Genomic DNA, 18,118 nt, shown 5'->3' with positions numbered 1-18,118 from the left:
GCGTTGACCCAAGTCTAGCAGGATGTGACGGCCTGTCAGTGACTGCCGGTGGCCGGGGCTGGGGCGGCCGCGGCCGGCTCCTCCTCGGGCAGGTCCAGGCTGTAGGTGCAGCCGGCCAGGGTCTTGCCCGGGTGGGAGGCCACGGTGGAGACGCTGAGGATGATCGACTCGATCTGGGCCTCGCCGGTCTTCGGGTCGGTCACGTCGCGGCTGACCAGCTCGCGGCCGGCCATGAACTTGCCGTCCTGGTCGTAGCCGGTCTCCAATTCCAGCCGTTTGGCCAGCGGGCGTGGGTCGGCCTGGTCGAGGACGGCCATGACGCTGGCGCCGGCCACCGCCACCCGATCGGTCTGTTGGCCGAAGACGGTGATCGGGCTGGCCAGCCGGAACTCGCTCATGAACTGGTTGCCCTGCGGCAGCGGCTGCAGGCCCTGGGCCACGGCCTTCAGCGGATCGGCCAGCAGCGGCGCCAGCGCGGCCTGCTCGGCCACGCCCTGGCGGCATTCGATCAGGGCCGGCAGGTCGACGCTGGAAGCGAAGGCGGATGGGACCGCAAGGGCACACAGCAGGGGCAGGCAGCAGCGCAGTGACACGGGCGGTTTCCGCAGGCGAAGGGCACCCATCATAGCTCCGGTGAGCGCCTGAACAGCCCGCTGAGAAGGCGCAGGAAACCGGTCATCGCCCGCCGCACGACCATCAGTGAGAGGGTAAGCACGACCGCGAGCATGGTGATCTGCATCGATTGCCCCGCGATGCGCACCACCGCCGGCCACAGGCCCGGGCTGGTCAGCCAGGGCAACATTTCCGATGCGGCTGTCCTGGCCACTTTCACGTAGATCACGGCCAGCACGAACAGCGCCAGCAACGAGGTGCGGCTGGCATGGAAGAACGGAAGCGCGTTGACCGGCCTGCCAAGCCGCTCCTGCAGCAGCGTTCGCCACAGCACCGGCAGGGTCAAGGCACCGGCCAGTATCAGCACCATCGACGTTTCCCACAGCCCGGGCAGGTGGACGGGTTCTGCTCTACCCGTGAGGTGTGGGCCGATCATGCCGGTCGCCAGCCCGGCCAGCAGGCACAAGGGCGAGAGCAGGGCCAGGCTGCGCAGCAGCCAGTGCCTGCCGCTGGGGTCGCGGGCGCTGATGCGGCGCACGGTGTACGCGCCCAGCACCAGCAGGCCTGCGAACAGGCCCGCACTCATTGCAATCGCCGTGAAGCTGTTTCCCGAGGTCATCCTTGGTTTCCTTGTGCCGCCATGCCAGGCGGCAAACAATTGCGCAGCGCGCGGACCGGCACCTGCAGCCCGGCTGGGTCAGGGCGATCGGCGCTGCGATGCCGCTGGGTACCAGCGCAGCCTGACCGGGTAGCCCAGCAGCGCCTGCAGGTGGTCGCGCACGGTCGCCGCCGTTGCGCGCGCGCCAGCGGTATCCCGGAGTTCCAGCTCCAGTTCACCGGTCATGACGTCCAGGCCATAGCCGGTCAGACCGGGCAGCTGCGGGATGAACCAGCCCTGCTGCGCCTGAAGACGGCGCTGCATCTCCGCTTCGGTCATTGAAGCGCCGATGATATAGCGCACGCGTTGCGGGCCGTCCGCCCCTGGATGGGTCTCATCCGCCTCGGAGGCTGGGCCAGTCAATCGCACGACGACGGTCCAACCCGTCGCATTGTCCACCCACATGCCGGCAAGGCGTGCCGCGTGGCGCGCCCTCAAGCGTTCCATCAATGCGTGCTGCTGCGCCTCGGCGACCGCCTGGCGGGCCGTCTGTTGGCTGACGTCAAAGAAGGCCTGCACCTCGGCGACTTTGGCGGCAATGTCGGCCGCGCTGTCGCTGGCCGGGAACGGCGACGGTCGTTCCCGGTCGGGGTCGATGCCCGGGGCAGTGGTTACCTGCAGAAGAGCGGCGATGAGTGCGGGCAACAGCGCGATGGGGTTGTCCTCCGTGATGAACCCGGTGTGTGTGGTCGTCAGCGCTCGCCGGCGTAGGGATCGGCGATGCCGAGCTCGGCCAGGATGTCGCGCTCCAGCTGTTCCATCGCCTCGGCTTCCTTGTCGTCCTCGTGGTCCCAGCCAAGCAGGTGCAGCACGCCGTGCACGGTCAGGTGCGCGTAATGGGCGTTGAGCGCCTTGCCCTGTTCGTCGGCTTCGCGGGCCACCACCGGTGCGCAGATCACCAGGTCGCCGAGCAGTGGAAACTTGACGCCCTTGGGCAGGCCTTCGGGAACTTCGGCCGGGAAGCTGAGCACGTTGGTGGCGTAGTCCTTGCCACGGTAATGGCGGTTCAGCGACTGGCCTTCCTTGGCATCGACCACGCGGATGGCCAGATCGGCCTCGCGGATGCGGCCCTTCAACGCAGCGGCCACCCACTTGCGAAAGCTCACGGCCGCCGGCAGGCCGGCACGCGGCAGGGCATAACTGACGGCGACGTCCAGTCGCACGGGACCACGGGTCATGGCGTCGCTCCAGGCTGGATCTGATGCAGGTCGCGGCGGTCGTAGGCGCTGACGATGCGCGCGACCAGCGGGTGGCGGACCACGTCGCGGGATTCGAAGAAGGTGAAGCTGACGCCCTCGACTTCACGCAGCACATCGATGGCGTCGCGCAGACCGGATTTCACGTGCTTGGGCAGGTCGGTCTGGGTCAGGTCACCGGTGACCACCGCGGTGGAGCCGTAGCCCAGGCGGGTCAGGAACATCTTCATCTGTTCGATGGTGGTGTTCTGTGCTTCGTCCAGGATCACGAATGCATCGTTGAGCGTGCGGCCGCGCATGTAGGCCAGCGGCGCGATCTCGATGACGTTCTTCTCCAGCAGCTTGACCACCTTCTCCACGCCCATCATCTCGTACAGGGCGTCGTACAACGGTCGCAGGTAGGGATCGACCTTCTGGCTCAGGTCGCCTGGAAGGAAGCCCAGCTTCTCGCCGGCTTCCACCGCCGGGCGCACCAGGATCAGGCGCTGCACCCGCGATTCGTTCAGTGCTTCGACCGCGCTGGCCACGGCCAGGAAGGTCTTGCCGGTACCGGCCGGGCCGATGCCGAAGTTGATGTCGTGGGTGGCGATCTGGTGCAGGTAGCGGGACTGATTGGCGCCACGGCCACGTACCGTACCGCGCTTGACCTTGATCGCGACCTCCTGCGCTTCGTAGGAGCGTTCGGCGATCTGCTCGACATTGGCCTGCGCCAGGCGCAGATGGATGGCGTGGTTGTCAAAGACGGTCTCGCCGGCTTCGGCGTACAGCGCTTCAACCAGCTTCTGCGCCTCCACGATGGCTTCATTGGGCCCGCTGATGCGGAACACGAAGCCACGGTTTGCGATCTCCACGCCGAGCTTCAGCTCGATCTGGCGCAGGTGCCCGTCGAAGGGGCCGCACAGGTTGGCCAATCGCTCGTTGTCTTCCGGCGACAGGGTGAAGTCTCGATGATCGATGCTTTTCATTGCTTGGGGTGGGGCGGGTTCGCCGTCCACCGCGATGGACTTGGGATGACAAGGTTACGCGCGTACCGGGCATGCGGCCAGCAGCGGGCCGATACGCGGTTTTCCACACCCGGTGTGGACGGGGGGCGCGAAAACCTGTGGATAGGCCTTCGCAGTGCTTGTGCCACAAGGCGTATGAGGCGGTGGTGAAAAAACCGTCACAGCCGGCCGGCTCCTGTGACGGCAGCGCATCTTCCGCTGCCAGGCACCCAGTACGGCCGCCCCCGTTCGGTTCTCCACACCAGCTGTGGAATGATGCTGAATCAAGCTGTGGATAGGTGGAGAGGAGCCTTGCAGCAAAAGGCTCGCCCGTACGTGGCGAAAAAACCGTCAGGGCTGATCGGAATCATTGAGGGTGCACGGGGCAGCTGGCACCGTGTCGCCGTCGCAGGAGGGGATGGTATGGGCATCGGCAACGGGATGCGTGGACTCGGGCTGGCGGCCATCGGCCTGCTGGCAGGCTGTGGGCAGTCAACGCCAACGGCGCTGGGCACACTGGAGTGGGACCGGATCACGGTGCCGGCGCCGGCGGCCGAGGTGATCGCCACGTTGGAGGTGCGCGAGGGCCAGCGGGTCAAGGCCGGGGCCGTGCTGATGCAGCTCGACCCCGCCCGCGGCGACGCGCAGTTCGCGGTGGCGCAGGCCGACACGGCGCGCGCGCAGGCCCAGCTGGAAGAGCTGAAGCTCGGCCCGCGGCAGGAACAGATCGCACAGGCCCAGGCACAACTGGCCGCGTTGCGCGCGCAGTCTGCTGAAGCCACTGCCTACTATCGGCGCGTGCAACCATTGGCACGCCAGCGCCTGATCGCCGCCGCCGAGCTGGACCGTGCACGGGCGGCCGCCGGCAATGCCGCGGCCAGCGTGCGTGCCGCCGAGCAGGCCTGGCTGGAACGGGTGCACGGCAGTCGCGCGCAGGACATCGCCCAGGGCCAGGCGGCCGCCGACGCCGCACAGGCGCAGCAGGTGGTGCAGGGCGTCAACCTGCAGAAGCTGCAGCTGCGCGCACCGCGCGATGGCGTGATCGATGCTTTGCCGTACCGGCAGGGTGACCAGGCACCGATCGGGGCGCCACTGGCGGTGCTGCTGGTTGGCGAGCGCCCCTATGCGCGCGTCTACCTGCCGCAGCCGCTGCGCCTGCAGGTCAAGGTCGGTCAGCCGGCGCAGATACAGCTGGAGGGAGGGCGCACCGTACTGAAGGGCCATGTGCGCGCGATCCGCAGCGAGCCTTCATTCACCCCGTACTACGCACTGACCGGCGATGACGTCGAGCGCCTGAGCTACCTCGCCGAGATCGAAGTGGATGACGCCAGCGACATGCAGACGCTTCCGGCCGGGCTGCCGGTGCAGGTGCGCTTCTGAACACCGGTGCGGACATCGCAGTGCATGCGCAGGGCCTGACTCGCCGCTTCGGCGATCTGCTGGCCGTGGACAAGGTCGACCTGACCGTGCCCCGTGGCCAGGTCTATGGTTTCCTGGGCCCGAACGGGTCGGGCAAGTCGACCACCATCCGCATGCTGTGCGGCCTGCTGGAACCCAGTGCGGGGCAGATCGAGGTGCTGGGCCTGGCGGTTCCCGAGCAGGCCGAAGCACTGCGCCGGCGCATCGGCTACATGACCCAGCGCTTCTCGCTGTACGAAGACCTATCGGTACGCGAGAACCTGGAATTCCTCGCCGCCATCCAGGGCCTGCCGCGCAACCAGGCCCGGCAACGGGTCGATGCGCTGCTGCAGCAGTACCGGTTGCAGGACCGGCAGCCGCAGCTGGCCGGTACGCTCAGCGGCGGGCAGAAGCAGCGCCTGGCCCTGGCCGGCGCCGTGGTGCATTCGCCCGAACTGCTGTTCCTGGACGAGCCGACCAGCGCGGTCGACCCGGAGTCACGCCGCGACTTCTGGGAGGCCCTGTTTGAACTTGCCGACGCCGGTACCACCGTGCTGGTCTCGACCCACTACATGGACGAAGCCGAGCGCTGCCACCGGCTGGCTATTCTTGATCGTGGCGCGCTGGTCGCCGATGGCACGCCGGCCGAACTGTGTGCGCAGCTGGACGGCCGCACGCTGCAGGTCACGTCATCGCAGCCACGCCAGGCCAGCCGCGTGCTGGCCGAGCTGCCCGGCGTGCTGAGCGTGGCGCAGATCGGCACCCATCTGCGCGTGCTGTGCAATGAGGGCGTAGCGGATGTCGCAGTGCTGCGGCGCGCGCTGGCCAGCGCCGACCCGCAAGCGCATATCGAAACCGTAGCGCCGAACCTGGAAGACGTGTTCGTCGCCGCCACCCGCGGCCGTGGCCGGGAGCCGGCGGCATGAACCTGCGCCGGCTGTGGGCGATCGTGCTCAAGGAGCTGCGGCAGCTGCGCCGCGACCGCATCACGCTGGCGATGATCGTCGGCATTCCGGTGATGCAGCTGCTGCTGTTCGGGTATGCGATCAACCTCAACCTACGCCACCTCGATGCGGGTATCGCCGACCAGGCCAACAGCGCCGCCTCTCGCGCGCTGGTGCAGGACATGGTCGCTACCGGGGTGATCACGCCGCGCAGCGAGGCCTACACGCCGGACCAGCTGATGCAGGCACTGCGCCGCGGCGAGATCAGCGTCGGCATCGTGGTGCCGGCCGACTTCGAGCGTCGCCGCTTCGATGGACGCGAAGCGGTACAGGTGCTGGTCGATGGCAGCGACACCGTGGTGCAGAGTGCGGCGATCCAGCTGGCGCAGGTGCCACTGGATGCGCGCCCGACCAGCAATACGCGGCCGCTACGCGAAGGCAGCATCGCAGGTGGTCCAATCAGCGTGACCAGCTTCTACAACCCGCAGCGGCGCTCGGCGGTGAACATCGTGCCCGGCCTGATCGGGGTGATCCTGACCATGACCCTGGTGATGTTCACGGCGGTGGCGGTGGTGCGCGAGCGCGAGCGCGGCAACATGGAACTGCTGATCGCCACGCCGGTATCGCGCAGCGAACTGATGGTCGGCAAGGTGCTGCCCTATGCAGCGATCGGCCTGCTGCAGACCACCCTGGTGCTGGCGCTGGGTACCTGGCTGTTCCAAGTGCCGATCCGCGGCAGCCTGCTGGACATCTATCTGGCCGCGGTGCTGCTGGTGCTGGCCAACCTGGCGCTGGGCCTGCTGATCTCCACGCGCGCGCGTTCGCAGTTCCAGGCGATGCAGATGACGCTGTTCCTGTTCCTGCCGTCGATCCTGCTGTCGGGTTTCATGTTCCCGTTCGCCGGCATGCCGCGGCCGGTGCAGTGGCTGGCCGAGGTGCTGCCGCTGACCCACTTCCTGCGCCTGGTGCGCGGCATCATGCTGCGCGGCGCCTCCCTATGGGAGCTGTGGCACGACGCGCTGGCGCTGCTGGCCTTCATCGTGGTGATGATGACGCTGGCGATCCTGCGTTTCCGCAAGCGCCTGGATTGAGGCCCGTCATTCGGTAGTGCCGGCCGCTGGCCGGCATCATTTCCGGTAGGTGCCGACCGTTGGTCGGCACACCTTATTCCGCCACCACGCGCCCACGCAGCGAGTTGGTAAGCGCTTCGGTGATCAGCACATCCACGAACTGGCCGATCAACCGCGCAGGCGCCGGGAAATTCACCGAACGCATGTTCTCGGTCTTGCCGGTCAGTTCGTTCGGATTCTTGCGCGACGGCCCTTCCACCAGCACGGTCTGCACGGTACCGACCATCTTCTCCGAGATGCTGGCGGCGTGCGCATTGATGCGCTCCTGCAGCCGCGACAGGCGAGCGTGCTTCTCGGCATCGCTGATCGTGTCCTCCAGATCGGCCGCTGGCGTGCCCGGGCGGCGCGAATAGATGAAGGAGAAGCTGTGGTCGAAGCCGATGTCCTCGATCAGCTTCATGGTCTTCTCGAAGTCGGCATCGGTCTCGCCGGGGAAGCCGACAATGAAGTCCGAGCTGATCGAGATGTCCGGGCGCACCGCGCGCAGCTTGCGGATCTTCGACTTGAATTCCAGTGCGGTGTAACCACGCTTCATCGCCGACAACACGCGGTCGCTGCCGGCCTGCACCGGCAGGTGCAGGAAGTTGGCCAGCTGCGGCACGTCGCGGAAAGCATCGATCAGCGAATCGCTGAACTCCAGCGGATGCGAGGTGGTGAAGCGGATGCGGCCGACGCCGTCGATCTCGGCGATGGTACGGATCAGCAGGCCAAGGTCGGCGAATTCGCCGTCCCCATAAGGCCCTCGGTAGGCATTGACGTTCTGGCCGAGCAGGTTGATCTCGCGCACGCCCTGTGCGGCCAGCTGCGCCACTTCCACCACCACGTCCTCGAACGGGCGGCTGACTTCGGTGCCGCGGGTGTAGGGCACCACGCAGAACGAGCAGTATTTGGAACAGCCTTCCATGATCGACACGAATGCCGAGGGACCTTCGGCGCGCGGCTCGGGCAGGCGGTCGAACTTCTCGATCTCGGGGAAGCTGATGTCCACCTGCGGGCGCTTCTGCTCGCGGCGTGCGCGGATCAGTTCCGGCAGGCGGTGCAGGGTCTGCGGGCCGAACACCAGGTCAACGAACGGCGCGCGCTTGATGATCGCCTCGCCTTCCTGCGAGGCCACGCAGCCGCCCACGCCGATGATGACCTCACGCCCCTTGTTCTTCAGGCCCTTCCACACGCCCAGCTGGCTGAACACCTTCTCCTGCGCCTTCTCGCGGATGGAGCAGGTGTTGACCAGGATGACGTCGGCGTCGTCCGGGCTGTCGGTCAGTTCCAGGCCATCGCTGGCGGCAAGTACGTCGGCCATCTTGGCCGAGTCGTACTCGTTCATCTGGCAACCGTGGGTCTTGATGTACAGCTTGCCCTTGACCTGGTCAGGCTTGCGCGGACCAGCGGGCAGGGCAACGAGCGGGGTACCGCCCGGCGTGGCGGGCGGAAAGACGTCTGGCGTCCCGGTCATGGCGCTTAATCCATTCGGGTGGCGGGAAAGCGGGCAATTCTACCCGCATCCCGCGCCAGCCGCCGCGCCCTTGTAGAGCCGAGCCCACGCTCGGCTGCTCTTCCCGCTTCCCATGGGGCAGCCTGGCATGGCCTGGCTCTACTGAAGCCAGCCGAGCGTGGGCTCGGCTCTACAAGGAAAGCCGGCCGGCGCTGCTCCGGCGCTGCTTATGCCGCTGCCAGCTCCGCATCGATCTGCCGCGAACGGTCGAAGGCGGTCATCGCGCTCATCCGCGCAATGTAATCAGCCGTGGCCGGCGCAGGCTGCACCAGGCCGAAGGCCGTGGTCCAGGCCAGCGCATTGCCCCACAGCACATCGGCGGCACTCATCGTCCCGCCGAGCAGGTAGGGACCCTGTGCCAGCTGGGCCTCGACCACCTGCAGCACGGTGTCCGCATCGTTGTACGGTGACATCAGGCGCGGCGGTGGCTCGCGGCGCATCGCCTTGTCGATCATCGCTGGCTCGAAGCAGGCGCCGTAGAAGGCCATCCAGCGAAGGTAGGGGCCGCGCAGGGCGTCGCCGATCGGCGGTGCCAGCCCGGCTTCCGGATACAGGTCGGCCAGGTACAGATAAATGGCGACCTGCTCGGTCACCAGTGCGCCGTTGTGGACGATGGCCGGCACCTTGCCCATCGGGTTGATGGCCAGATAGGCCGGAGCCAGGTTGGCGCCGGCTTTCAGGTCCAGCACCTGCATGCGGTAGTCGGCACCCAGCGCTTCGAGCAGAGCCACGGCGCCGCTCGAGCGGGATCGGGCGGCGTGGTACAGGGTGATCTGGCGTGAGGTCATGGCATTGCTCCTTGCGGTGGGTGGTGAACTGGAAGCCATCCTGGGGCACTATTGCGGACGACTTCTGTCCTCGATTCTTCATGCGCCATACCGCCCATCGACTGCTGCGCCTGATCGCCCTGCTGCAGGCCCGCCGCCAGTGGTCCGGGGCTGAGCTGGCCGAGCGCATGGGCGTGGACCGGCGCAGCATCCGCCGCGATATCGAGCGCCTGCGCGAGCTGGGCTACCCGGTCCACGCCTCGTCAGGGGTGGGCGGCGGCTACCAGCTCGGGGCGGGGGCGCCGGTATTGCCGATGCTGCTGGACGAGGAGGAGGCAACCACCCTGGCCATCGCCCTGCGTGCCGCGTCTGCGACCGTCGCCGGCATCGACGACACTGCGCGGGGCCTGTTGTCCAAGCTCGACCCGCTGGTGCCGACCCGCCGCCGCCGGCAGGCCGGGGAGGTGCATGCGGCGACGGCCACCCTGTCCGACCTTCCGTCCACCGACGCACGCCTGCTCGGACGGCTGGCCCAGCACTGTCGGCAGGCGTCGCGGCTGGCCTTCGAATACCGCAGTGCGCAGGACGCGGTCACCCAGCGCGAGGTCGAGGCCCAGCACCTGGTCAATTACGGGCGGCGCTGGTATCTGCTTGCCTGGGACCTGGGGCGGCAGGACTGGCGCACTCTGCGCGTGGACCGCATGGGTGCCGTACGTGAGTGCTCCGAGCCGGGCCTGCACCGGCGCACGCCAGCCCCTCCGGACGTGATGGTGCGGCAGGCGGTCAGCCAGGCGCCGTTCGCACTGCAGGCCATCGTCCGCCTGGCCGGCAGCCGCACCGAGCTGGAAGGTCGCATCCCACCGTGGTGTGGTGTGCTGGAGGCTGATGGTGCCGGCCATTGCCTGTTGCGCATGGGCGCCGAGAGCCGCGGCATGATGCTGGCGCAGATCCTCAGCCTGGACCGGGTGCCGGTGGCGTTGTGGACCACACCGCCGGGCCTGCGCGATGAGCTGGCACAGCGTTTGGCCGGATTGGGCCAGGTGCTGGCTGTGCCGCCGGTCACAGGCTGAGCCACGTCGCTTGGCAAGCCCCGGCGAAGCTGGGACACTCGCGGCATGAAGGGGATACTGGGGACAACGGCGATCATCATCGCTGCGCTGACCGCTGCGCCGGCCAGCGCCGGCACCCTGTACAAGTGCCAGGGCGCCGACGGGGTCACCAGCTACGTGAGCAAGCGAGTGGCCGGCGCGCGCTGCAGCAGCATCAGTTACAGCCGCGATACCCGGCCGGCACCGCGCCCTGTGGTGGTCGCGCCGAAGCCTGCGCCGACCACGGTGGCCAGCATCGAACGCAATCCGGTCGCCGTGGCGGCCAGCGCCGCTGCGCCCACTGCGGTCGCGTCGACGCCTGCTGCCCCCGCGCCTGCTGCGGCACCGACGGCCTCGCGGGCCGGGCGGATGGTCAGCGGCCAGGTCTATTCCTTCATGAAGGATGGGGTGCGCCACTACACCAGTGCGCGGCCAACCCAGGTCGCCAACCTCGGCCCGGTGCGTACCATCCGCTACAGTTTCATGGAGCGCTGTTATGCCTGTGGCGTCAACCCACGCGTGGACTTCGGTTCGGTGCGCTTGAACACCACCGCGTTCCAGACCGAGATCACCTCGGCCGCACGCGAGTTCGGCGTCGAAGAAGCCGTGGTGCGCGCCATCATCCACGCCGAGTCGGCCTACAACCCGACCGCGCTCAGCCGCGCCGGCGCGCAGGGCCTGATGCAGCTGATGCCGCCGACCGCGGCCCGCTTCGGGGTCAGCGATTCCTATGATGCCGGGCAGAACATCCGCGGTGGCGTGCAGTATCTTGCGTGGTTGCTGAAGCGCTTCAATGGCGACCTGACCCTGGCTGCGGCCGGCTACAACGCCGGCGAGGGCGCGGTCGACCGCCACGGTGGCGTGCCGCCCTACAGCGAGACGCAGTACTACGTGCGCCGGGTCGGGCAGCTGGCCGAGCGTTACCGCACCGCCCTGAGTCACCAGTAGGTGCCGACCGTTGGTCGGCACTCCCTTGAACAGGTGGGTGCCGACTGTCAGTCGGCACTCCTTGCAAAGAGCGTTGTGTGGCGCGCGACGGTTCCGCTACACTCGACCGCGATTCAATGCGGCTCTGGCCCCCACCGGATCCGCTGGCAGCCTTAAAGCTACCTAATCAATATCGGAGTGCCGGATGGCCAACGATGGGGTACACGATCCAGTCAACACCGGACGTCGGCGTTTTCTTTCTGCCACCACAGCCGTGGTGGGCGCCGTCGGCGTCGGATTCACCGCCGTTCCTTTCATCAAGTCCTGGAACCCCAGTGCCCGCGCCAAGCTTGCCGGCGCACCGGTGGTGGCCGATATCAGCGCCCTGCAGGAAGGCCAACGCCTGATCGTGGAATGGCGTGGCCAGCCGATCTGGATCGTCAAGCGGTCCAAGGCCATCCTCGATGCGCTGCATGGGCTGGACGGCCGTCTCAAGGACCCCGAGTCCGGCGAGAAGGACCAGCAGCCGGACTACGTGCTGAAGCAGAACCCCGAACTGCGCTCGATCAAGCCGGACATCTCCGTACTGGTCGGCCTGTGCACGCACCTGGGCTGCTCGCCGGAAATGGTCGCCGAAATCCGGCCTGAGCCCTACGACCCGCAGTGGAAGGGCGGCTACTTCTGCCCCTGCCACAAGTCGCGCTTCGACATGTCCGGACGCGTCTTCAAGGACGTGCCGGCGCCGATCAACCTGAAGGTGCCCGCGCACCATTACCAGGACGACAACACCATCATCATCGGTGTCGATCCGCAGGGGGCTGCCTGATGGCCAATATCCTCAGCCGTACCGCCAGCGGCGTGGCCGACTGGGTCAATGCCCGCGCGCCGGGCCTGATGCCGGTCTATCGCAAGCATGTGAGCGAGTACTACGCGCCGAAGAACTTCAACATCTGGTACTACTTCGGTTCGCTGGCGCTGCTGGTGCTGGTCAACCAGATCGTCACCGGCATCTTCCTGACGATGCACTACAAGACCAGCGCCGCCGAGGCGTTCGGCTCCATCGAGTACATCATGCGGGACGTGGAGTGGGGCTGGCTGATCCGCTACATGCACTCCACGGGTGCCTCGCTGTTCTTCATCGTGGTCTACCTGCACATGTTCCGTGGCCTGCTGTACGGCAGTTACCAGAAGCCACGCGAGCTGGTGTGGATCCTCGGCATGCTGATCTACCTGGTGTTGATGGCCGAAGCCTTCATGGGCTACGTGCTGCCGTGGGGCCAGATGTCGTTCTGGGGCGCCAAGGTGATCATCTCGCTGTTCGGTGCCATACCGGTGATCGGCAACGGCCTGACCGAGTGGATCATGGGCGATTACCTGCCCAGTGACGCCACGCTCAACCGCTTCTTCGCGCTGCATGTCATCGCCTTGCCGCTGGTGCTGTTGCTGCTGGTGGTACTGCACCTGGGCGCGCTGCACGAAGTGGGTTCGAACAACCCCGATGGCGTGGAGATCAAGAAGGGGCCGAAGGGCAACCGCTGGTCGCCGAACGCTCCGGCCGACGGTATTCCGTTCCACCCGTACTACACGCTCAAGGATGGTGTAGGCGCCGGCTTCCTGCTGATCATCGCCGCCTTCATCATCTTCTTCGCGCCTGGTTTCGGCGGCCTGTTCCTGGAGCACGACAACTTCACCGAGGCCAACCGCCTGGTCACCCCGGAGCACATCAAGCCGGTCTGGTACTACACGCCGTACTACGCGATGTTGCGCGTGGTGCCGAACAAGCTCGGTGGCGTGCTGGTGATGTTCTCGGCCATCGCGATCCTGTTCCTGGTGCCGTGGCTGGACAAGGCGAAGGTGAAATCGGTGCGCTACCGCGGCTGGATCTCGAGGGTGATGCTGGGCGTGCTGGCGGTGTGCTTCGTGTGGCTGGGCGTGATCGGCTCCGGCCCGGGCACCGACGTGCATGAAACCTACATCGGGCGGGTGCTGACCTTCCTGTACTTCGCCTTCTTCATCACCATGCCGCTATGGACACGGTTGGACAAGACCAAGTCGGTACCGGAGAGGGTGACCACGCATGACTGAGCGCTGGATGGTCCGGCTGGCCCTGGCGGCCACCCTGATGCTGGGCAGTTTCCTGGCCTCCGCCGCCGAGGGCGGCACCAAGCTGCTGCAGGCAGGCAACGATCTGGGTGACCGCGCCTCGCTGCAGCGCGGCGCACAGTTGTACATGAACTACTGCTCCGGCTGCCATGCGCTGAAGTACCTGCGCTATTCGCGGATGGCGCAGGACCTGGGCCTGACCGAAGAAGAGGTGATGAACAACCTCAACTTCACCGGCTCGGCGATCGGCGACCCGATCCCGGTGGCGATGCCCAAGGAGAACGCGGAGAAGTGGTTCGGCAAGATGCCGCCGGATCTCAGCCTGATCGCGCGCGTGCGCGGCAGCGACTGGGTCTACACCTACCTCAAGTCGTTCTACCTGGACAGCAGCCGGCCGCTGGGCTGGAACAACGCGCTGTTCGCCAACGCCTCCATGCCGAACCCGCTGTGGGAGATGCAGGGCTTGCAGCACGCCGTGCATGGCAAGGCCGAAGGCCCCGGCATGGACCCGCCGGTGACCGGCCTGAAGATTGAAACGCCGGGATCGGTCGATGCCGGGCAGTACGACCAGGCGGTGCGCGACATCACCAACTTCCTCGAATACGCCGGCGAGCCGGCCGCGCTCAAGCGCCAGCAGCTGGGCGTGTGGGTGATCCTGTTCCTGGCCCTGCTGACCTTCCTGCTGTACCTGCTGAAGAAGGAATACTGGAAGGACGTCCACTGATTCGGCCGCCGGCCATCGCACGGGCCTATTGGCTTTTGTGATGGTCGGTTGCACACTCGGGGAGGAGTCGACCGTCGGCACGGTGCCGGCGGCGCCGATGCGGCAGGCGGTCTCCTGTCGTGGGAGAGCCTTTGATGGCGGCGAGCGTACGCATGCGCAATACACTGACGCTGTTTTCCTCGAACGACGATGTGCTGTGCCACCGGGTGCGCCTGGTCCTGGCGGCCAAGGGCGTCACCTTCGACTTCGTTCCGGTCGATCCGCAGAACCCGCCCGAAGACCTGATCGATCTCAATCCGTACCACTCGGTGCCGACCCTGGTGGAGCGCGAGCTGGTGCTCTACGCCGCGTCGGTGGTGAGCGAGTACCTGGACGAGCGCTACCCGCATCCGCCGCTGATGCCGGTCGATCCGCTGTCGCGTGCGCGCATCCGCCTGGCGATGCTGCGCATCGAGCACGACTGGGTGCCGCAGGTGCAGGCCATCCAGCTGGGCAACAAGACCCAGGCCGAGGCCGGGCGCAAGCGCCTGAAGGAACTGCTGACCGCCTCGCTGCCGCTGTTCAAGGCCAGCAAGTTCTTCCTCAACCCGGAAATGAGCCTGGCCGACTGCGCCATGGCCCCGATCATCTGGCGGCTGCAATCGCTGGATGTGCCACTTCCGAAGGATGGCAAGGCGATTGAGGACTACGGTAACCGCATCTTCCGCCACCCCGGTTTCGTCCGCAGCCTGACCGAGCAGGAAAAGAAGCTGCGCGACCTGCCGGCCTGATCCGGCCCGCGTTACCCGTCTGCACGCCGACCGGCGTGCAGGCGATCCGCCCCGGCGGGGCGCCGGGCGCGTACACTTCACGCATGACCGAAGACTTCTTCCACATGACCAGCCACCGCCCGTACCTGCTGCGGGCGCTGGTGGAATGGATCAACGACAACCAGCTGACCCCGCACATCCTGGTCGACGCCGGCGTTCCCGGCGTGCAGGTGCCGCCTTCGGCGGTCAAGGATGGCCGGGTCGTGCTCAACATCGCCGAACGTGCCGTCGTACGGCTGATGATCGACAACGAGATGGTGAGCTTCTCGGCGCGCTTCTCCGGTACCAGCTACCCGGTGCAGGTGCCGATCAGCGCCGTGCTGGCGGTCTATGCCCGCGAGACCGGGCAGGGCATGGCGCTGCCGGATGATATCCCGGGCAGCGAAACCGCGCCGACCAGCGACGAACTGCTGCACGAGGAAGGCACGCCGCCGGACGATACGCCGCCAGCCAGCCCGCCGCCGAAGGGGCGGCCGAACCTGCGCGTGGTCAAGTAACCAAGTAACGGTGGGTGCCGACCGTTGGTCGGCACGCCTTCAGCCCTTACACATCCTCGGCATCCTCCGCATCCGGCCGGATCTGGCTGATCCGCGCCGCGCCGGGGCCGGTGAACGAGATCAACTGGTCGCCACGCAGCACCATGCGACCCACGTGGCGATCGATGCCATCGTAGGAATACTCGAACTTGAAGGTGCGCTCGAACCCAAGCCGGCCATCCTCGCCGCGCGACAGGCGCAGGCCGGTGGCGTGCACCGCCTGATCCAGCCATTGCACATCAGCTGCGCGGCAGGCATTGCGGCCCAATTCAACGGCGCGCTCTGCGGCCGAGCGTGCCGCGTTCCAGAAGAAGTAGATGATTCCGCCGGCAATCAGCAACAGCAGCAGTGTAGGCATGGCGTCAGCCGTCAGAGGTCGATCCCGCAAAGATGGCGGCGAACGCGCGCTGGATCAAGCGCTGCACTCACCGCCGCGGCTGCGGTTCGCTGGACACCGGCTGCGCGGGCACGATGATCGGTTGCGGTGCCGGAGTGGGCTGCATCGGCGTCGCAGTGGGCGAGGGCATCACCAGCGGTGAGGTTGCAGTCAGCTTCAGCAGGGCTGCCCAGTCCTGGCGGTTGAAGCTGCATTCGTCCTCGCGCCCTGGCGTGCAGCTCGGGTCGATGCCGGTGCTGTTGCGTTCGCGCGCCGGTGGCAGCTTGATCAGCCCGGTGCGGTCCAGCGGCAGCAGCCGCATCGCTACGGTGTTCATCACGTTGCCACCGACCAGGTACAGGGTCTGGTCGCCCCCCAGGTTGGCTGCCACCACCACTTCGCAATGCGACTTCCAGTGGCCCACCGAGCCGTTGCCCAGCGCCTGCACCAGCCCGCTGTAGCTGAGCGTGGTGCTGCGGTCGCGCAGGAAGCACAGCAGGTCGCCCGGCGCGGGTTTGGCCGTGGCCGGGTCGACCAGCCGGTACGGCACGCCCGAGGGGCCGCCCTGGTATGCGGCACGGATGTAGTCGATGTGGCGAGGCGAGGTATTGAAGCCGGGAACGCCGGACTGCACCATTACCCAGGAGATGAACGCGGCCGACCACGGGTTGTCGATCAGGAACGCGCGGCAGTCACTGTCGGTGTAGCGCGTGCCCAGCGGTGCCAGGCAGCTGCTGGCGCCGGCGATGCTGCCCATCGCGTTGAGCGTGCCGCTGTTTCGCCAGTAGCCAGCCACGCGCTGCCAGGCGATCAGTCCGTTGTCGGCCAGGTGATCGCTTTCGGCCTCGGTGACGCTGAGGCTGGCGGCACGGCCTTCACGATCGATGAAGGGCCGGTACCAGAGCCGGTGCTCATTGCAGGCGGTGTTGCGGATGGCCACCGCCAACGGACTCAGGCCAAAGCGGGGCGGAACATCGCAGGCTTCGGCGGCCGCTGCGGACAACGGTGCCGCGGCCAGCAGCAGGCAGGCAGGCAAGAGCATCCGGCGCATGCACGGCTCCTGTGGGGGATGCCGGCAGCGTCGCAGAGGCGGCCGTAGCCGAGCCGTGAAGGCGTTCCGGTCGTGCAGAGCCGAGCCCACGCTCGGCTCATCGCGCAAAGCGGGTGCAGGGCGCGCCGCAGATCGAGAAGCAGCCGAGCGTAGGCTCGACAACGTCCCGCAGGCCTCAAGCCGGCGGCGGGCCCAGCTTCAGCGACAGATCGATGGCCTGCACATGCTTGGTCAGCCCGCCGATGGAGATGCAGTCCACGCCGTCTTCGGCGATCGAACGCAGGCCGCCCAGGCCGACGCTGCCGGACACTTCCAGTGGAATGCGGCCGGCCGTGATGCGTACGGCTTCGCGACGCAGGTCGGGGCTGAAGTCGTCCAGCAGGATGCGTTCGCACCCGGCTTCCAACGCCTGGCGCAGCTGCGCCAGGTCTTCGACCTCCACCACCAGCGGCAGCGCAGGCCACTGCCGGCGTGCGGCGGCCACCGCTGCGGCCAGCGAACCGGCGGCACGGATATGGTTCTCCTTCAGCATCACCGTGTCGTACAGGCCGAAGCGGTGGTTCTCGCCACCGCCGCAGCGCACCGCGTACTTCTGCGCCAGGCGCAGGCCGGGCAGGGTCTTGCGGGTGTCGAGGATGCGCGTGCCGGTACCGGCCACTGCCGCTACGTAGCGGGCGGTGGTGGTGGCGGTGCCGGACAGCGTCTGCAGGAAATTCAGAGAGGTGCGCTCGGCACTGACCAGACTGCGGCTGCGCCCGTGCAGCAGGGCCAGCACGGTGCCGGCAGTGACCGGGTCACCTTCGGAGACACGCCATTCGATGCGCACCTCCGGGTCGAGTGCGCGGTGGGTGGCGTCGAACCAGGGGCGACCGGCGATCACTCCGTCCTGCTTGCAGAGCAGGTAAGCGCTGTCGGCCTGGTCGGGCAGCAGCGCAGCGGTGACGTCGCCGCTGCCCAGGTCCTCGGCCAGCGCACGCGCGACATCGGCGGCGACAACGGCCGCGTCCGGCGTCGGCAGCGCGCTCATGCGGCCGGGAAGTCGGCGATCTGGGCGGTGGGAATGGCTTCCTCGGCCAGCAGCACCGGAATGCCATCGTCCACGCGGAAGACCTGCTTGCGGTCGCGGGTGACCAGTGCCTCGCGCAGCGGCTGCGCCAGCGGGTTGCCATCGGCCTTGGTCACCGCGCCGGCGGAAATGGCCTTGTTGAGGGCTTCCAGGCCCTTGCCATCCAGCAGGGACAGGGGCTGGCGGGTGTCCGGCGACACCAGCAGGTCGAGCAGCTTGCGATCCATGGTTCTTCGTCTTGCGTGGAAGATGGCTAGA

21 protein-coding genes are annotated in these 18,118 nt (G+C 67.4%); 10 read left to right on the top strand and 11 right to left on the bottom strand.

The genetic code is table 11. From position 1 onward, the window contains the following. Positions 1-35 precede the first annotated feature (35 nt). The 5 genes from AC5P8J_RS01415 to AC5P8J_RS01395 form a co-directional block, all read right to left on the bottom strand. Positions 36-623 carry a hypothetical protein gene (locus tag AC5P8J_RS01415; protein WP_021203565.1) on the bottom strand — a complete coding sequence of 196 codons (588 nt, stop codon included), beginning with the start codon at positions 621-623 and terminating at the stop codon, positions 36-38. Continuing rightward, complete coding sequence (locus tag AC5P8J_RS01410; protein WP_134729500.1) at positions 623-1,231, bottom strand: hypothetical protein; 609 nt, start codon at positions 1,229-1,231, stop codon at positions 623-625. Before AC5P8J_RS01410 ends, AC5P8J_RS01415 begins: the two co-directional genes overlap by 1 nt. Positions 1,232-1,309: 78 nt before the next feature. Further along, positions 1,310-1,915: a hypothetical protein gene (locus AC5P8J_RS01405; RefSeq protein ID WP_019659040.1), complete on the bottom strand. Its 606-nt coding sequence runs from the start codon at positions 1,913-1,915 to the stop codon at positions 1,310-1,312. Between the two features lie 47 nt (positions 1,916-1,962). Further along, the gene (ybeY, locus tag AC5P8J_RS01400; protein ID WP_019659039.1) at positions 1,963-2,448 is read right to left on the bottom strand and encodes an rRNA maturation RNase YbeY; all 486 of its coding nucleotides are present in this window, start codon (positions 2,446-2,448) and stop codon (positions 1,963-1,965) included. Beyond that, on the bottom strand, positions 2,445-3,431 hold the full coding sequence (locus AC5P8J_RS01395; RefSeq protein ID WP_019659038.1) for a PhoH family protein: 987 nt from the start codon (positions 3,429-3,431) through the stop codon (positions 2,445-2,447). Before AC5P8J_RS01395 ends, ybeY begins: the two co-directional genes overlap by 4 nt. A gap of 441 nt (positions 3,432-3,872) precedes the next feature. On the opposite strand from AC5P8J_RS01395, the gene AC5P8J_RS01390 reads away from it, so the two are divergent. Genes AC5P8J_RS01390 through AC5P8J_RS01380 form a run of 3 tightly spaced genes read left to right on the top strand, consistent with a single transcriptional unit; the run spans position 3,873 to position 6,882 of the window. Beyond that, positions 3,873-4,829, top strand: a complete 957-nt coding sequence (locus tag AC5P8J_RS01390) for an HlyD family secretion protein (RefSeq protein ID WP_197575784.1) — start codon at positions 3,873-3,875, stop codon at positions 4,827-4,829. A 20-nt stretch (positions 4,830-4,849) separates the two neighbouring features. Beyond that, positions 4,850-5,773 (top strand): ABC transporter ATP-binding protein, encoded by a 924-nt coding sequence (locus AC5P8J_RS01385; protein WP_111097895.1) that lies wholly within the window; start codon positions 4,850-4,852, stop codon positions 5,771-5,773. Further along, positions 5,770-6,882, top strand: a complete 1,113-nt coding sequence (locus AC5P8J_RS01380) for an ABC transporter permease (protein ID WP_111097896.1) — start codon at positions 5,770-5,772, stop codon at positions 6,880-6,882. Before AC5P8J_RS01385 ends, AC5P8J_RS01380 begins: the two co-directional genes overlap by 4 nt. Before the next feature lie 73 nt (positions 6,883-6,955). Here AC5P8J_RS01380 and miaB read toward each other — a convergent pair whose 3' ends face one another. Together miaB and AC5P8J_RS01370 are read right to left on the bottom strand one after the other, a co-directional pair. Next, positions 6,956-8,374: a tRNA (N6-isopentenyl adenosine(37)-C2)-methylthiotransferase MiaB gene (gene miaB, locus AC5P8J_RS01375; protein ID WP_021203571.1), complete on the bottom strand. Its 1,419-nt coding sequence runs from the start codon at positions 8,372-8,374 to the stop codon at positions 6,956-6,958. A gap of 206 nt (positions 8,375-8,580) precedes the next feature. Continuing rightward, positions 8,581-9,201, bottom strand: a complete 621-nt coding sequence (locus AC5P8J_RS01370) for a glutathione S-transferase family protein (RefSeq protein ID WP_111097898.1) — start codon at positions 9,199-9,201, stop codon at positions 8,581-8,583. A gap of 80 nt (positions 9,202-9,281) precedes the next feature. Here AC5P8J_RS01370 and AC5P8J_RS01365 point away from each other — a divergent pair, with 80 nt between their 5' ends. The 7 genes from AC5P8J_RS01365 to AC5P8J_RS01335 all read left to right on the top strand — a co-directional run bounded on the left by AC5P8J_RS01365 (position 9,282) and on the right by AC5P8J_RS01335 (position 15,328). After that, positions 9,282-10,250 carry a helix-turn-helix transcriptional regulator gene (locus AC5P8J_RS01365; RefSeq protein WP_134729507.1) on the top strand — a complete coding sequence of 323 codons (969 nt, stop codon included), beginning with the start codon at positions 9,282-9,284 and terminating at the stop codon, positions 10,248-10,250. 45 nt (positions 10,251-10,295) lie between these two features. Continuing rightward, positions 10,296-11,216: a lytic transglycosylase domain-containing protein gene (locus AC5P8J_RS01360; protein ID WP_019659031.1), complete on the top strand. Its 921-nt coding sequence runs from the start codon at positions 10,296-10,298 to the stop codon at positions 11,214-11,216. Positions 11,217-11,400: 184 nt separating this feature from the next. Beyond that, on the top strand, positions 11,401-12,021 hold the full coding sequence (gene petA, locus AC5P8J_RS01355; protein WP_004151998.1) for a ubiquinol-cytochrome c reductase iron-sulfur subunit: 621 nt from the start codon (positions 11,401-11,403) through the stop codon (positions 12,019-12,021). Continuing rightward, positions 12,021-13,280 carry a cytochrome b gene (locus AC5P8J_RS01350; protein WP_494540035.1) on the top strand — a complete coding sequence of 420 codons (1,260 nt, stop codon included), beginning with the start codon at positions 12,021-12,023 and terminating at the stop codon, positions 13,278-13,280. The genes petA and AC5P8J_RS01350 overlap by 1 nt, the downstream gene beginning before the upstream one ends. Continuing rightward, positions 13,273-14,022 carry a cytochrome c1 gene (locus AC5P8J_RS01345; RefSeq protein WP_058979545.1) on the top strand — a complete coding sequence of 250 codons (750 nt, stop codon included), beginning with the start codon at positions 13,273-13,275 and terminating at the stop codon, positions 14,020-14,022. The genes AC5P8J_RS01350 and AC5P8J_RS01345 overlap by 8 nt, the downstream gene beginning before the upstream one ends. A 134-nt stretch (positions 14,023-14,156) precedes the next feature. Further along, the gene (locus tag AC5P8J_RS01340) at positions 14,157-14,792 is read left to right on the top strand and encodes a glutathione S-transferase N-terminal domain-containing protein (protein WP_021203577.1); all 636 of its coding nucleotides are present in this window, start codon (positions 14,157-14,159) and stop codon (positions 14,790-14,792) included. Positions 14,793-14,875: 83 nt separating this feature from the next. Continuing rightward, positions 14,876-15,328: a ClpXP protease specificity-enhancing factor gene (locus AC5P8J_RS01335; RefSeq protein ID WP_019659028.1), complete on the top strand. Its 453-nt coding sequence runs from the start codon at positions 14,876-14,878 to the stop codon at positions 15,326-15,328. A gap of 46 nt (positions 15,329-15,374) precedes the next feature. On the opposite strand, the gene AC5P8J_RS01330 is transcribed toward AC5P8J_RS01335, so the two are convergent. The 4 genes from AC5P8J_RS01330 to AC5P8J_RS01315 form a co-directional block, all read right to left on the bottom strand. After that, a complete protein-coding gene (locus AC5P8J_RS01330; RefSeq protein ID WP_049423257.1) occupies positions 15,375-15,725 on the bottom strand; it encodes a DUF3301 domain-containing protein in 351 nt (116 codons plus the stop codon). A 67-nt stretch (positions 15,726-15,792) separates the two neighbouring features. After that, a complete protein-coding gene (locus AC5P8J_RS01325; protein WP_021203579.1) occupies positions 15,793-16,794 on the bottom strand; it encodes a DUF2272 domain-containing protein in 1,002 nt (333 codons plus the stop codon). Positions 16,795-16,969: 175 nt separating this feature from the next. After that, a complete protein-coding gene (gene nadC, locus AC5P8J_RS01320) occupies positions 16,970-17,821 on the bottom strand; it encodes a carboxylating nicotinate-nucleotide diphosphorylase (RefSeq protein WP_021203580.1) in 852 nt (283 codons plus the stop codon). Next, a complete protein-coding gene (locus AC5P8J_RS01315) occupies positions 17,818-18,087 on the bottom strand; it encodes a Trm112 family protein (protein ID WP_019659024.1) in 270 nt (89 codons plus the stop codon). The genes nadC and AC5P8J_RS01315 overlap by 4 nt, the downstream gene beginning before the upstream one ends. Positions 18,088-18,118 lie beyond the last annotated feature (31 nt).

It is taken from the genome of Stenotrophomonas sp. YJH_SMC_37 (assembly GCF_059370035.1).
This window is presented reverse-complemented; position numbering and strand designations above follow the sequence as displayed.